The sequence below is a fragment of the Mesorhizobium sp. M0500 genome (genome assembly GCF_040321165.1).
Classification (GTDB): domain Bacteria; phylum Pseudomonadota; class Alphaproteobacteria; order Rhizobiales; family Rhizobiaceae; genus Mesorhizobium.
On the sequence record NZ_JAMYRB010000022.1, the window covers coordinates 20257 to 33497 of the forward strand.

At 62.4% G+C, this 13241-nt stretch carries 13 protein-coding genes; 6 read left to right on the forward strand and 7 right to left on the reverse strand.

Annotated features, from left to right (window positions below; translation table 11 throughout):
- Positions 1 to 114: 114 nt before the first annotated feature.
- Positions 115 to 486: an RcnB family protein gene (locus tag NKI70_RS26850; RefSeq protein ID WP_352567922.1), complete on the reverse strand. Its 372-nt coding sequence runs from the start codon at positions 484 to 486 to the stop codon at positions 115 to 117.
- Between the two features lie 378 nt (positions 487 to 864).
- On the opposite strand from NKI70_RS26850, the gene NKI70_RS26855 reads away from it, so the two are divergent.
- The 3 genes from NKI70_RS26855 to NKI70_RS26865 all read left to right on the forward strand — a co-directional run bounded on the left by NKI70_RS26855 (position 865) and on the right by NKI70_RS26865 (position 4178).
- A complete protein-coding gene (locus NKI70_RS26855) occupies positions 865 to 2529 on the forward strand; it encodes a Na/Pi cotransporter family protein (protein WP_352638252.1) in 1665 nt (554 codons plus the stop codon).
- A gap of 129 nt (positions 2530 to 2658) precedes the next feature.
- Positions 2659 to 2868 carry a DUF2061 domain-containing protein gene (locus NKI70_RS26860; RefSeq protein ID WP_023678301.1) on the forward strand — a complete coding sequence of 70 codons (210 nt, stop codon included), beginning with the start codon at positions 2659 to 2661 and terminating at the stop codon, positions 2866 to 2868.
- A gap of 128 nt (positions 2869 to 2996) precedes the next feature.
- On the forward strand, positions 2997 to 4178 hold the full coding sequence (locus NKI70_RS26865; RefSeq protein ID WP_352450716.1) for an MFS transporter: 1182 nt from the start codon (positions 2997 to 2999) through the stop codon (positions 4176 to 4178).
- Between the two features lie 2 nt (positions 4179 to 4180).
- On the opposite strand, the gene NKI70_RS26870 is transcribed toward NKI70_RS26865, so the two are convergent.
- Together NKI70_RS26870 and NKI70_RS26875 are read right to left on the reverse strand one after the other, a co-directional pair.
- Positions 4181 to 4738, reverse strand: a complete 558-nt coding sequence (locus tag NKI70_RS26870; protein ID WP_352697658.1) for a GNAT family N-acetyltransferase — start codon at positions 4736 to 4738, stop codon at positions 4181 to 4183.
- 56 nt (positions 4739 to 4794) lie between these two features.
- Positions 4795 to 5244 (reverse strand): GatB/YqeY domain-containing protein, encoded by a 450-nt coding sequence (locus NKI70_RS26875; RefSeq protein WP_352697656.1) that lies wholly within the window; start codon positions 5242 to 5244, stop codon positions 4795 to 4797.
- Positions 5245 to 5562: 318 nt separating this feature from the next.
- Between NKI70_RS26875 and carA the strand changes: the two genes are divergently transcribed.
- The gene (gene carA, locus NKI70_RS26880) at positions 5563 to 6780 is read left to right on the forward strand and encodes a glutamine-hydrolyzing carbamoyl-phosphate synthase small subunit (RefSeq protein WP_352567928.1); all 1218 of its coding nucleotides are present in this window, start codon (positions 5563 to 5565) and stop codon (positions 6778 to 6780) included.
- A 54-nt stretch (positions 6781 to 6834) separates the two neighbouring features.
- On the opposite strand, the gene NKI70_RS26885 is transcribed toward carA, so the two are convergent.
- The 3 genes from NKI70_RS26885 to mntR form a co-directional block, all read right to left on the reverse strand.
- A complete protein-coding gene (locus NKI70_RS26885) occupies positions 6835 to 8103 on the reverse strand; it encodes a TCR/Tet family MFS transporter (protein WP_352567929.1) in 1269 nt (422 codons plus the stop codon).
- A 150-nt stretch (positions 8104 to 8253) separates the two neighbouring features.
- Positions 8254 to 9171 carry a KPN_02809 family neutral zinc metallopeptidase gene (ypfJ, locus tag NKI70_RS26890; protein ID WP_352725389.1) on the reverse strand — a complete coding sequence of 306 codons (918 nt, stop codon included), beginning with the start codon at positions 9169 to 9171 and terminating at the stop codon, positions 8254 to 8256.
- A 225-nt stretch (positions 9172 to 9396) separates the two neighbouring features.
- Positions 9397 to 9852, reverse strand: a complete 456-nt coding sequence (mntR, locus tag NKI70_RS26895) for a manganese-binding transcriptional regulator MntR (protein WP_023678308.1) — start codon at positions 9850 to 9852, stop codon at positions 9397 to 9399.
- A gap of 235 nt (positions 9853 to 10087) precedes the next feature.
- Here mntR and NKI70_RS26900 point away from each other — a divergent pair, with 235 nt between their 5' ends.
- Positions 10088 to 11455 (forward strand): Nramp family divalent metal transporter, encoded by a 1368-nt coding sequence (locus tag NKI70_RS26900; protein WP_352450711.1) that lies wholly within the window; start codon positions 10088 to 10090, stop codon positions 11453 to 11455.
- Positions 11456 to 11608: 153 nt separating this feature from the next.
- Positions 11609 to 12262, forward strand: a complete 654-nt coding sequence (locus NKI70_RS26905) for a dihydrofolate reductase family protein (protein ID WP_023678310.1) — start codon at positions 11609 to 11611, stop codon at positions 12260 to 12262.
- A 53-nt stretch (positions 12263 to 12315) separates the two neighbouring features.
- Here NKI70_RS26905 and NKI70_RS26910 read toward each other — a convergent pair whose 3' ends face one another.
- A complete protein-coding gene (locus NKI70_RS26910; protein ID WP_352567932.1) occupies positions 12316 to 13185 on the reverse strand; it encodes a LysR family transcriptional regulator in 870 nt (289 codons plus the stop codon).
- Between the last annotated feature and the right edge of the window lie 56 nt (positions 13186 to 13241).

The following is a 13241-nucleotide window of genomic DNA, read 5'->3' on the forward strand; positions in this document are numbered from 1 at the left end:
GCCCGACGACTCCTAATGGCGATCATACCCGGTTTTCACAGGCCAAAAAGAGAAGGCGGCCCGCGGGCCGCCTTCTCGATCTAAACCGACGCAGCGCGGTCAGCCGTTCCGGGCTCATTGCGCGGCGATAGCACCGAAGATCAGGCCGGAGAGAACGCTGACCAGCAGATAGTCGTTGCCGACCCGGATCCATTCCTGCCCGGGACCCGGACGGCGCAGGCCATAGTGGCGATAGTCGCGGATCGGCTGGTGACGCTTCCAGCTGGAATATCTCTGGCCGTTGCGCCAATGGCTGCGCTTCACGACGATCTTTTTCTTCACTACGACGCGCTTGTTCACGTCGACATGCCTGCCGGGCCTTTGCCAGTCGACCTGGCTGTAGTTCGACTGCGGCGCGTTTGGTGTGTTCAGAGGTGCAGCCTGGCCCTGCCAGGTGGTTGCAGCCAGCATCGAGAAGGCAATGGCGGAAAGAACGACGCGTTTCATGGCGGGTACTCCTTGGTTGTCGATGCCTAGGGAATAGAGCCGGACGGATGAACCGAAACTGAACACCGAGATTACGTTTTCGTAATGATTTCTTATATTTAGAACGACTAATTCAGCGCTACCTTTAAAGCTGGCATCCGCGAATGGACGCATGACCCGCCGCAACTCCGCAGTCTATGCAACCATTTTGTCAGCCATCCATTTCCGACACGCTCCGTCGCGTGCCAACAGGCGTCGGAACCGGGCAAAATTTATTATTCGGCTAAAATAAATCGGAGTAATATCAACCTCTGCAATGTCCACGATTCGCGCCCACTTTTGCACCCTTGACGTCACGGCGCCCGCGTCGCTGGCATCTGTTGGGTTGCGGGGTCGGGCATGAGTGGCTCTGTCGTTTTGCTGCACCTTGCCGGTGCGGTCGCATTGATGCTGTTTGCCACCCGTTTGGTGAAGACCGGCGTCGAGCGCGCCTATGGCGATGTGCTGCGCCACAAACTGCGCGCCACAATGCGCAATCCGTTCATGGCGGTTCTGGCCGGCTGCGGCCTGGCTGTCGCGCTGCAAAGCTCGACCGCCGTCACCTTGCTGGTCGGCTCATTCGCCGGCTCCGGTATTGTCAGCGGCATGTCGGGCCAGCTTGCGGTGCGCGGCGCCGAGATCGGCTCGGCACTGGTGGTCAAGCTGCTCACCTTCGATCTGTCGCTGCTGGTGCCGATCTGCCTGGTCGCCGGCACCGTCATGTTCATGGCCACCGAGCGGCGCGACTGGCGCCAGTTCGGCCGCATCCTGGTCGGCATCGGCCTGCTGCTTCTGTCGCTGGAGATGATCGGCCAGGCGTCGGAGCCACTGCGCCAGAGCACGCTGATGCCGCTCATCGTCGATTACTTCTCCGGCGATCCGGTCACCGCCTATCTTCTGGCGGCGTTGGTCACCTGGCTGTTCCATTCCTCGATCGCCGCGGTGCTGCTGATGGTGACGCTGGCCGGCCGCGGCTTCATCCCGCCCGAACTCGGCATCGTGCTGGTGCTCGGTGTCAATCTCGGCTCTTCGATCATTGCGCCGCTTCTAACCCGCAACGCAGAACCCGGCGTTCGTATCGTGCCGATCGGCAATCTCCTGATGCGCGGCATGGGTTCGCTGATCATGCTGATCCTGTTCCTGACGTTCAAGCCGCCGGTCGCCTTCTTGGGCAGCACGGTGCCCGAGCAGATCGTCAATGCCCACATTGTCTTCAACATCCTGATCCTGATCGCCGGCCTACCGCTGGCGAGCCTGGTCTATCGCGCCTCGGAAAGGATCGTGGCGTTGGGCACCAAGCCCCAGGCCGCCAACGCGCTCGACGTCGTCGAGCTTTCGGCGCTCAACGAAAGTGCGCTCGACGTGCCGAGCCAGGCATTGGCCAACGCCACCCGCGAGGTGGTGCGGGTCTGCGAAACGGTCGAGATCATGCTGAAACGGATCATCGAGCTCTATGAGAGCGCCGATGCCGACAAGATCGGCGCGTTGGCCGCACTCGACGACCGTGTCGACAGGAAGCACGCTGCGATCAAGCTCTATCTGGCCAAGGTCACCAAGAACCCGTTGAGCGAGGACGAGGCGCTGCGTTGCCAGGAGCTGATCGGCGCCTGCGTCAAGCTGGAGCAGGTCGGCGACATCATCGTGCGCAACATGCTGGTCCACGTGAAGAAGAAATTCGAGCGCGGGCTGGAGTTCACGCCGGAAGGCTGGCGTGAGCTTTGCGCCTTCCATGGCTTGGTGCTTGCCAATGCCAGGCTTGCCTTCAACGTGCTGGTATCCCGCGATCCGGAGACCGCTCGCCAGTTGGTGCTGGAAAAGGACCGGCTGCGCGACCGCGAGAAGGAAACCAGCCAGAGCCATTTCGTGCGGCTGCGCGACGGCACCCCCAAGAGCGTCGAGACCAGTTCGATCCATCTCGACACCATTCGCGACCTCAAGCAGATCAACTCGCTGCTCGCCTCGATGGCCTATCCCGTACTTGAAGAGCGCGGCCTGCTCACCGGTTCGCGGCTGAAGGCCGGATAGTGCATCCACAGGCCGGGTAGCTTCAGAACATCGCCTAGAAAATTGCTGTTGGCCAATGCGCAAAAATTATCTTTGCGCCACCTCCTGTCTGTCGGCTAAAGATCGCCGCATCTACCGGAAGGAAAGTCGATGGACACCCATTCCCGCAGCTTCGCCAAAGCGCTTTCCTGGCGCGTCACCGGCACCATCGACACGATGATCATTTCGCTCGTCGTGACCGGAAGCATCAAGCTCGCCGCGGCCATCGGCCTGACCGAGGTCGTCACCAAGTCGCTGCTCTACTATCTTCACGAGCGAGCGTGGCTGAAAATTCCTTATGGAAGGAAGGCAGCCGCCTAGCTCTTGCCTCCGCGGCGGGCGCCTGACCGGCGATCAAGAAAAGCTAAAGCGGCGTCGACAATTTCTGGATTGCCCGCTGCCCTCATCCGTGGTTTGAGGCGACCTTATCCGAGGATCGCCTTTCCGCCATGCTCCCCCTCATTGCCCTGTTCATTGCCGCCTTCGCCTTCGGCACCACCGAATTCGTCATCGCCGGCGTGCTGCCGCAGGTGGCGGAGGGCCTTGGCGTCGCGATCCCGACCGCCGGCTATCTCGTTTCCGGCTATGCCGGCGGCATTGCAGTCGGCGGCCCGCTGCTGGCGCTCGCCACCAAAAGGTTCTCCCGCAAGGCCCTGCTGCTTGGACTGACTGCAGCCTTCACCATCGGCCAGGCCGCCTGCGCGCTGGCGCCCGACTTCGCTTCGATGCTGCTGTTGCGGATAGCGGTGGCCGTGGCGCATGGCGCCTATTTCGGCGTTGCCATGGTGGTGGCCGTCGGCCTCGTGCGCGAAGACCAGCGCGGCATGGCGGTGGCGCTGATCCTGTCCGGCCTCACCGTATCGAACGTAATCGGCGTTCCGGCCGGCACGGCAATCGGCAACATCTGGGGATGGCGTGCGACATTCTGGGTGATGTGCGCGCTCGGTGTGGTGGCCTTCACGGCAATCGGCGCCCTGCTGCCGCGCAAGACGGGATCGTCGAGCCCGTCGGCGAGCCTTGGAAGCGAGGTCCGCGTGCTCGCACGCCAGCAGGTCTGGACCTCGCTCATTATTATGCTGATGCTGATGATCGGCCAGTTCGGCCTGTTCACCTACATCACGCCGACGCTGCTTGAGGTCACAGGCCTCGACGAGAAATGGATACCTTGGGTGCTCTTGCTCAATGGGGTCGGCGCAACGATCGGCGTCTTCGTCGGCGGGCGGCTCGCCGACTGGAAGCTGATGCCGTCGCTCATCGCCATGCTTTTCCTACAGGCGGCAATGCTCGCCTTGATCTACGCTGTCAGCCCTTACCCGCTGCCGATGGTGATAGCGATCTTCGTCTGGGGCGGCCTCAACTTTGCCATCGGCACGCCGATCCAGACCCGCATCCTGACCTGGACCGCAGACGCCTCCAACCTTGCCTCGTCGCTCATCCCGTCGGGCTTCAATGTCGGCATCGCGCTCGCCGCATCGCTCGGCGCGGCGATGCTCAATGCCGGCTATGGCTATCGCAGCCTGCCGGTGGTTGGCGCGATCGCCATGCTGGTCGCGGTCGCGGTTGCGCTTGCCTCGCATGTCTGGGAATGGCGAAGCCGGGCTGCGCCGCCGCTGCCGGCTGCCGCCGAATAGGGCTACAGATCGATCCGGTAGCGCAGGCTTTCCGCGCCGCCATAGGCGGCGTCCTCGAAGAAACGCCCGACGAGCCGGCCGCCATTGGCCAGAACGACCTTCTGCGAGGGCACATTGTGAGGCTTGCAGGTGATTTCGACGAAGGGCAGGCCAACCGCCCTCGCCTCCACCAGCATCAGCCGCAGCGCCTCGGTCGCATAGCCGCGTCCCCGTTTCCACGGCACCACCGCATAGCCGATGTGGCCGAGCACATGCGACGGCAGCGCCGCGGTGCCGTGCTGCCAGCGCAGGCCGATTGAGCCTGCGACTTCCCCGTCCCAGATCCAGCGCCGGAATCCGGGCAGCCGCGGCACCGTCGAACCGTCGGGCAAGGTGATCGGCGGTCCCTTGCCATCGGAATCGTCGAGATCGCCAAGGAAAGTCGCTGGATCCTTTTCGATAGCCGCAAGCTGCTCGCGCGTCGCGTCGAGCAGCCCCACATTGTCCGGCGACCAGCCGCGCTCGAGGGCCGCCTTGTAGGACGGCAGGTGTTCAAGCGCCGGTTTGACGAGTTTGATCACGGGCGCGAGCTTTTGGCTGCCGGATTGCGGGCGCGACGGCAAGGGCCTTCGGCAGCTTACTGAAGCAGGCTCTTGACGATGCCGCTCGCCTCGGAAAAATCCATCTGACCGGCGTATTTCTCCTTGAGCGCCGCCATCACCTTGCCCATATCCTTGACGCCGCTGGCGCCGGTCTCGGCGATGGCGGAACGGACGGCGCTTTCCGTCTCGGCCTGACCCAGTTGCGTCGGCAGGAAGTCGCGGATGATGGCCATCTCGTCGCGCTCCTGCGCTGCAAGCTCCGGCCGCTTGCCGTCATCGAACGCCTTGGCCGATTCTTCGCGCTGCTTCACCATCTTGGCCAGGATCTGCAGGATTTCGTCGTTGCTGGCCGGCTCCTTGCCGGCGCCGCGATTGGCGATGTCGCGATCATGAATGGCCGCCTGGATCAGCCGCAATGTCGGCAGCCGGCGCTTGTCCTGCGCCTTCATCGCACTCTTCAGGGATTCGGCGATTTTGCCTCGCATGGTGCTTTCTCCTTCGAATGCCGCGGACAATAGTCGTGCCGATAGCTCAAGGCAAATTCGATAGCGTCCGGCAAACCGCTGATATTATTCGACGAAATAAATCCAGGCACGCACGGCGCGGCATCATTGACCGCCTTGGCGCCTTCCCCTATGTACTGGGCCTTGCATGAATTGAATTCTAGTGCACGTCGCCCAAAAATGCGTAGCGGTTTTGGCAACGACAGGCACAAATGAAAACTTAGCGCGCCGAGGCTGTGAGATCGCCGCTTCGCGCCTTTTGTTGCGCCGACTGAGGGCGCAACCTTTAGGAGTGCCGCCATGGCAACGAAGACAGCCGCGTCGACCCCCCCTTGGGCCAGCGAGAGGCCGACAGCCCTGCTGGTGCTGGCCGACGGCACTGTCATAGAGGGCCGCGGTCTGGGCGCCACCGGCTCCGCCGTCGCCGAGGTCTGCTTCAACACCGCGCTGACCGGCTACCAGGAGATACTCACCGACCCATCCTATGCCGGCCAGATCGTCACTTTCACCTTTCCGCATATCGGCAATATCGGCACCAATGACGAAGACATCGAGGACCTCAACCCGCTGGCCCGCGCCGGCGCCGTCGGCGCCGTGTTCAAGGCCGATGTCACCAACCCGTCGAATTACCGCGCCGGAACCGGTCTCGACCAGTGGCTGAAGAAGCGCGGCATCGTCGCACTTTCGGGCATCGACACGCGGGCGCTGACCGCGCTGATCCGCGAAAAGGGCATGCCCAATGCCGTCATCGCGCACGCGCCCGACGGTATCTTCGACGTCGATGACCTCAAGCGCCGCGCCGCCGCATGGTCAGGGCTTATCGGGCTTGATCTCGCCAAGGAGGTGACCTCCGGCCAGTCATCGGTCTGGCGCGAGACGCCCTGGGTCTGGAACGAGGGCTTTGGCGAACAGGCTGATCCGTCGATGCACGTCGTTGCCGTCGACTACGGCGTCAAGCGCAACATATTGCGCCTGCTGGCCGGCCTCGGCGCCAAGGTCACTGTGGTGCCGGCAAAAACCGGCGCCGAGGAGATCCTGGCGATGCGGCCCGACGGCATTTTTCTATCCAACGGCCCCGGCGATCCGGAAGCCACCGGCGACTACGCCGTTCCGGTCATCCAGGATCTGTTGAAGACCGAAATCCCGCTTTTCGGCATCTGCCTCGGCCACCAGATGCTGGCGCTGGCGCTGGGCGGCAAGACCGCAAAAATGCATCAGGGCCACCACGGCGCCAATCATCCTGTCAAGGACCACACCACCGGCAAGGTCGAGATCGTCTCGATGAACCATGGCTTTGCCGTCGACGCCGACTCATTGCCGAGCGGCGTCGAGGAAACGCATGTCTCGCTGTTCGACGGTTCGAATTGCGGCATTGCGCTCACCGGCAGGCCGGTCTTCTCGGTCCAGCATCATCCCGAAGCCTCGCCCGGCCCGCAGGATTCGCACTATCTGTTTCGCCGCTTCGTCAATCTCATCCGCGAAAAGCGCGGCGAGCCGGCACTGGCCGAGCGTGTTTAGCGCATGCGCAAAAACGGATTTGATTGACGGCGCCGGCCGGGCTCCCGGCGCCGATCAAGCCCCGTCCGTCACCGCTTCCTGCGCGTGCATGCGTTTGACTTCCTTCGGCGTCGGCTTGGCCACCCTGGTGACGAAGACGACGAGCGCCAGCGTGAGGAAAATCGCGCCGAGCAGATACGGGGCACCGCCGAAAGCTACGGGCGCGCTCGGCCCCGTGAACCAGGAAAAGATCGCCGTATAAAGCAGCGGTGTGATGATCGAGGTGATCGAGAAGATCGAGGTCATTGCGCCCTGGAGTTCGCCCTGGGCGGAAGGTGGCACCTTGGCGGCCGCAAGGCTTCTGAGCGGCGGGTCGGCCAACGCCTCGAGACATCCGACGACGATCACTGCATAGATCATCCAGCCTTGTGACGCGAAGGCGTAGCCGAAGGCGCTGAGTGCGGTAAATGCCAGACCGATTACCGCCGTCTTCCACTCGCCAAGCTTAGGGATCACGCGCGGCAGGACTGTCGCCATGACGATCGCCCCGCACAGGCCGAAGGCGCCGAGCGAGAAGCCGATCTGTTGTTCGCTCCAGCCATAGCGATAACTGGAGACGAACGACCAGACCGCAGGATACATCATGTGCCCCAGCGTCATCAGAAAGAAGACAAGTCCGATCCAGCCGATACCTTCGTAGTTGCGCATCTGGACGAGCGTGCCGACCGGGTTCGCGCGTTTCCACTCGAAGCGGCGACGGTGCTTGTTATCAAGTGTTTCCGGCAACAGAAACAGCGCGATCAGAAAGTTTGCGAAAGCAAGCCCGGCAGCGAAATAGAACGGCACACGCGGCCCGAACGTGCCGAGCAACCCGCCCAGAACCGGCCCTATGACGAAGCCGACGCCGAAAGCAATGCCGAGCAGGCCGAAATTCTTCGCACGATTTTCGTCGGTCGAGATATCGGCAATGAACGCCGATGTCGTGGAATAACTGGCGCCGGAAATGCCGGCCAGCACGCGGCCGATGAACAGCATCGGATAGGACCAGGCGATAGCGCAGATCAGATTGTCGATAGCGAACGTCAGCACCGAGGCGAGCAGAATTGGCCGCCGCCCGAACCGGTCGCTCAACCCGCCCATCACTGGTGCGAAAACGAACTGCATTGCCGCATAGACGAAGAACAGCCAGCCGCCCTCGATAGCCGCCTCGCTGATGCCGACGCCGGTCAATTCCCTGAGATAGGCCGGCAGCACCGGCATAATGATGCCGAAGCCGATGACGTCGAGCAGCAGGGTGGTGAAAACAAGCGCAAGGCCCCGCCTGGCGGTTTTGGGGTCTATCATGATGGTATCTCCTCGGGCCGCCCGAGCGAACGGGAACACACCTTATAGGCGAGCACATCGCTGGGAACAATGAGGGAACGGGCCGAGTGCTTTCATCCTGACATCCCCTGACTGCGATCCAGTCTCTCGGATTACGAGAAAACCGGCGGCTCAGATCGGGTTGTTGAACGTGTCGCAGTCCGAAAGCTTGCCGTTCTGGAAGCCTCGCGCCAGCCAGGTCTGCCGCTGCTGCGACGTGCCGTGGTTGAAGCTTTCCGGCACCACGTAGCCCTGCATCTTCTTCTGCAGCGTGTCGTCGCCGATCTGCTTGGCGGCGTTCAGTGCCTCCGCCATGTCGCCCTGCTCCAAAATGCCCTTCTGACCGGTGAAATGCGCCCAGATGCCGGCAAAGCAGTCGGCCTGCAACTCGACCTGCACCGACAAGTGGTTGGCGTCCGCTTCGCCCATGCTCTGCCGCATCTGGTTGAATTTGGGCAGGATGCCGACGAGGTTCTGCACGTGATGGCCGACCTCATGCGCGATCACATAGGCCTGTGCGAAATCGCCCGAGGCACCGAACTGCTGATCGAGCTGCTGGAAGAAGGTGGTGTCGAGATAGACCTTGCGATCGTTGGGACAGTAGAATGGTCCGGCCGCTGACGAGGCAGAGCCGCAAGCAGAGCCGATCCGTCCGCTGAACAGGACCAGTTTTGGATCTTGATAGGTCAGGCCCTCGGACTGAAAAATACCGGTCCACGTGTCCTCGGTCTCGGCCAGCACAGTCGACACGAACTGCTTCATCTCGTCGGAGGCCGGCGCACCGGTGCCGCCGCCTTGCGCACCGCTATTGTCGGTGATCTGACCGCCGCCGGGCTGCAAGCCGCTGTTATCGAGGATCTGACTCGGGTCGAAGCCGAAATACCACCCTGCCAGGAAAATCAACCCTACGATGATAATGCCCGACATGCCGCCGCCGCCGGCGCGACCGCCGATCGGGATGCGAAACTGCCCCGGCCCGCCGCCAAGCCCGCCGCTCTGGCCGCGCTCGTCCTCGACATTGTCACTCTGACGACGGCCCTTCCAGAGCATGGCAACCCCCGTGATGCAATTTTCCGGCCGATCGGGCCGTGTCCCGGTTCGATCGGACGCGACAACAATTATCTCAACGGTTACGCCAAGTCACAGTATTTTTCGTGCGAACAAGCAATGCTTGCTGACGCTTGCCTGCTCTCTGGCCGAGACATCGCAAGGTCTGTGCCGTTCACCCTGCTCGTGGGAAGCGAGTCGCGCGAAGAGATACGCTGGCCGTGCTTTTCAGCGGGCGGCGATTATTGCCTTGCGAAAGGCTTCGAGCGTCTCGGCGCTGACATGATGCTCGATGCCTTCGGCGTCGATGCGCGCCGTCTCGGCACTGACGCCGAGCGAGCGCAGGAAGGCCTCGACCGTCTGGTGGCGAATGCGGCTCTCTTCCGCAACCTTGCGGCCGGCATCGGTCAGGAACACGCCGCGATAGGGTTTCCGGGAGACCAGCCCGTCGGCGCACAGCCGCGTCAGCATTTTCGCTACCGTCGGCTGAGCGACGCCGAGCCGTGCCGCGATATCGACCTGGCGCGCCTCGTTGCCATCCTCGATCAGGTCGGCGATGAGCTCGACATAATCCTCGACCAGCGCGCTGCGGCGCGCTTCACGCGTCTGCCTGAAGCCTTCCGAGTGGATTTCTGCGTCAGGCAGCGGCTTTTCGCGAGGAACCGGTCTTTTCTTCAGCGCCAATACGCGCTCCTCCCGGCAGTTTGAATCGACATTGCGGTCATAACACGGAACCCTATTGGTTCTGGCCGTTTATTTCCATTCGGTGGCCGGCGCAACCGGCGTTCACTGCCGTTCCGGCCGCACGCCAAGCGGCCACAAGAAAAAGCTCAGACAATGAAATATAGCATATTGCATAATGTTCAGCCGTGGCATAGATAAGGGGACAACATCGATCGTTCCAGTGGAAAGCCATTTCATGTCGGAAGCCGAAGCCACCTCAGCCCCCCGGTCCATGTGGCGATTTGCCCGCCCGGAGGACGACGAGCAGCCCAGCCTTCGCGAAGTCAACGCAACGATCGCGGTGCCGCACTCGGGGATCTGGCTTCGCCGGCTGTTCGCCTTCATGGGGCCGGGCTACATGGTTTCGGTCGGCTATATGGATCCGGGCAATTGGGCGACCGACCTCGCCGGCGGGGCCCAATTCGGCTACACGCTGCTTTTCATCATCATGTTGTCGAACCTGATGGCGATCCTGCTGCAGGCACTCGCCGCCCGGCTCGGCATCGCCACCGGCCGCGACCTTGCGCAGGCGTGCCGCGCCTATTATCCGCGACCGGTCAATTTCATGCTTTGGGTCGCTTGCGAATTGGCCATCATCGCCTGCGACCTGGCCGAGGTCATTGGCACGGCGATCGCCTTGCAACTGCTGTTCGGGATTCCGCTGATCGGCGGCGCCATTATCACCGCGCTCGATGCCTTCCTGCTGCTGCTGCTGATGAACAAGGGCTTCCGTTTCCTCGAGGCCTTCATCATAGCGCTTTTGATTATCATCTTCGGCTGCTTCGCCATTCAGATCTTTGCCGCCGCCCCGCCGGTCGGCTCCATCCTGCACGCGATGTTCGTGCCGTCGTCCGAGATCGTCACCAATCCGGCCATGCTCTACATCGCCATCGGCATCATCGGCGCCACGGTGATGCCGCACAATCTCTATCTGCATTCCTCGATCGTGCAGACCCGCGCCTATGAGCGCACCGATCGCGGTAAGCGCGACGCCATCAAATGGGCGACGACCGACTCGACCATCGCGCTGATACTGGCGTTGTTCGTCAATGCTTCCATCCTGATCGTGTCGGCGGTGGCGTTCCACGGCACCGGTCATCATGACGTTGCCGAGATCGGCCAGGCCTTCGAGCTTCTGTCGCCGCTGCTTGGCCTCGGCATCGCTTCCATCCTGTTTGCCGTAGCGCTGCTCGCCTCCGGCCTGAACTCGACGGTGACGGCGACGCTCGCCGGCCAGATCGTGATGGAAGGGTTCTTGCGGCTGCGCATCCCGCAATGGGCGCGCCGCCTGCTGACGCGCGGCATCGCCATCATCCCGGTGGTGGTGGTCACCGCGCTCTATGGCGAGAAGGGAACCGGCCAGTTGCTGGTCTTCAGCCAGGTAATCCTGTCGATGCAGCTCCCCTTCGCTGTCGTACCGCTGGTGCAGTTCGTCTCGGACAAGCGCAAGATGGGCAATTTCGCCATTTCCCGCGCCGTTGCCGTGCTGGCCTGGGTGGTCGCCGGGCTCATCCTGGTGCTCAACTTCAAGCTGCTCTACGATACGGTCGTTGGCTTGGGCTGAGCGTTCTCGGCTCCAAGCTGAGACGATAAGGTCGGCAGTCATCCGCCCTTCCAACCCTGGAAATTTGCCGGCCGCTGTCGGATAAATGTCCGTTCGCCCGTCCTTGGCTCGAACTCCGGCCATGACGGCACGGATCAGGGAAAGGGAGCTCCAATGAGGAAGATCATCGCCGCAACATTCGTCAGCCTCGACGGCGTCATGCAGGCGCCCGGCGGCCCGCAAGAGGACCCTGTCGGCGGCTTCAAATTCGGCGGCTGGACGTTTCACTACTGGGACGATGTGATGGGCGCCGCGATGGGCGAGACGTTTTCAAAACCGTTCGCGCTGCTTCTCGGCCGCAAGACTTACGACATCTTCGCCGCCCACTGGCCTTATCAGAAGAATGATCCGATCGCCGACAGCTTCAACGCCGTCACCAAATATGTGGCGACGCACAGGCCGGATTCGCTGTCCTGGCAAAACAGCCAGCCGCTCGGCAGCGATGTCGTGGCGACGTTGCGCCGGATGAAGCAGGAGGACGGCCCCGACCTGCTCATTCAGGGATCGAGCGAGCTGATCCAGACCTTGCTCGCCAATGACCTGATCGACGAGATCAGCTTGCTGATCTTCCCGCTGGTGCTGGGCAAGGGCAAAAAACTGTTCGGCAGCGGCACGATACCTGCCGCCTTCAAGCTGACCCGTTCGCAGGCATCGACCACCGGCGTCCTCATGGCGAGCTATGAACGCTCCGGCGAGATCAAGACCGGGTCATTTGCCACGGAGCAGCCGTCCGAAGCCGAGATCGAGCGGCGCAAGAACTGGAAGTAGATGCCGCGGGGCGATCAAGGACGGCTGAACACTGGCCGTCCTTTTTGCTGTTTTTAAGCCGCCTCTCGTCGCCCTGCCAACCCATCGCGGAGGTGGCCCGCGAATGCCAGTGCAGCCGGCGCGACGTCGTGCTTCGGCAAATGCAGATTGATCGAAAAATTCGGCAATGACGGCAGCTCCGGATCGTTGGCCAAAATGTCGAGGTCGACAGGCACGGTCGACGCCAACCAGGTGGTGACGGCCAAGTCCGAACGCACCGTCGCCGTCGTCGCGTCGATGCTGCCGTTTTCGAATACGGTGCGCCATTCCAGCCCATGCTCGTTAAGCGCCTCCAGCACCACCGGGCGGAACGCACAGGTCTCGGCGACCATCGAAACCGGCAAGGGCCGCTTGCCGCGGGCGGCGCCGCCTTTGGCGCCGACCCAGACCAGCCGGTCGACAACAAGGCATTCACCGGCCGACCGACCGATCGGCTCCTCGATCACCGCGAGCTCTATAGTGCCGGTCGCCAAGGCTGCGGCCAACTCTGGCGACGAAGCACAGACAAGCGAGATCTCGACCTGCGGATAGGCCTCGGCATAGGCCTTCAGCACCGGCGCAAGCAAGGTGCCGACAAGGTCGTACGGCACCCCGAGCCGCACCTGACCGGCAACCGCATCGCCCGCCATCTCCGCCAGGATCTCGTCATTGAGGGAAAGCAGGCGCTTGCCCTTGCCGAACAATCGCTCGCCGGAGCGGGTCAATCGCAATCCGCGCCGATCGCGATCGAACAGGCTGCAGCCGAGAACCTCTTCCAAACGCTTGATCTGCTGGCTGACGGCACCTTGCGTCAAATGCAGCGCGTTGGCCGCCGCCGTCATGCTGGCCTTGTCGGCAACGGTGACGAAGGTTCGAACCAGGGCAGTATCGAGGTTGCGGAGCATCCGGCTATTATATTTGCTAATACAGATCATAGCAAACATTGCATTTACTGATGAGC

Excerpts from the sequence above, each read along its gene's own strand:
- NKI70_RS26850 (WP_352567922.1), bottom strand. The coding sequence starts at position 486 with ATGAAACGCGTCGTTCTTTCCGCCATTGCCTTCTCGATGCTGGCTGCA.
- NKI70_RS26855 (WP_352638252.1), top strand. The coding sequence starts at position 865 with ATGAGTGGCTCTGTCGTTTTGCTGCACCTTGCCGGTGCGGTCGCATTG.
- NKI70_RS26860 (WP_023678301.1), top strand. The coding sequence starts at position 2,659 with ATGGACACCCATTCCCGCAGCTTCGCCAAAGCGCTTTCCTGGCGCGTC.
- NKI70_RS26865 (WP_352450716.1), top strand. The coding sequence starts at position 2,997 with ATGCTCCCCCTCATTGCCCTGTTCATTGCCGCCTTCGCCTTCGGCACC.
- NKI70_RS26875 (WP_352697656.1), bottom strand. The coding sequence starts at position 5,244 with ATGCGAGGCAAAATCGCCGAATCCCTGAAGAGTGCGATGAAGGCGCAG.
- carA (WP_352567928.1), top strand. The coding sequence starts at position 5,563 with ATGGCAACGAAGACAGCCGCGTCGACCCCCCCTTGGGCCAGCGAGAGG.
- NKI70_RS26885 (WP_352567929.1), bottom strand. The coding sequence starts at position 8,103 with ATGATAGACCCCAAAACCGCCAGGCGGGGCCTTGCGCTTGTTTTCACC.
- ypfJ (WP_352725389.1), bottom strand. The coding sequence starts at position 9,171 with ATGCTCTGGAAGGGCCGTCGTCAGAGTGACAATGTCGAGGACGAGCGC.
- NKI70_RS26900 (WP_352450711.1), top strand. The coding sequence starts at position 10,088 with ATGTCGGAAGCCGAAGCCACCTCAGCCCCCCGGTCCATGTGGCGATTT.
- NKI70_RS26905 (WP_023678310.1), top strand. The coding sequence starts at position 11,609 with ATGAGGAAGATCATCGCCGCAACATTCGTCAGCCTCGACGGCGTCATG.
- NKI70_RS26910 (WP_352567932.1), bottom strand. The coding sequence starts at position 13,185 with ATGCTCCGCAACCTCGATACTGCCCTGGTTCGAACCTTCGTCACCGTT.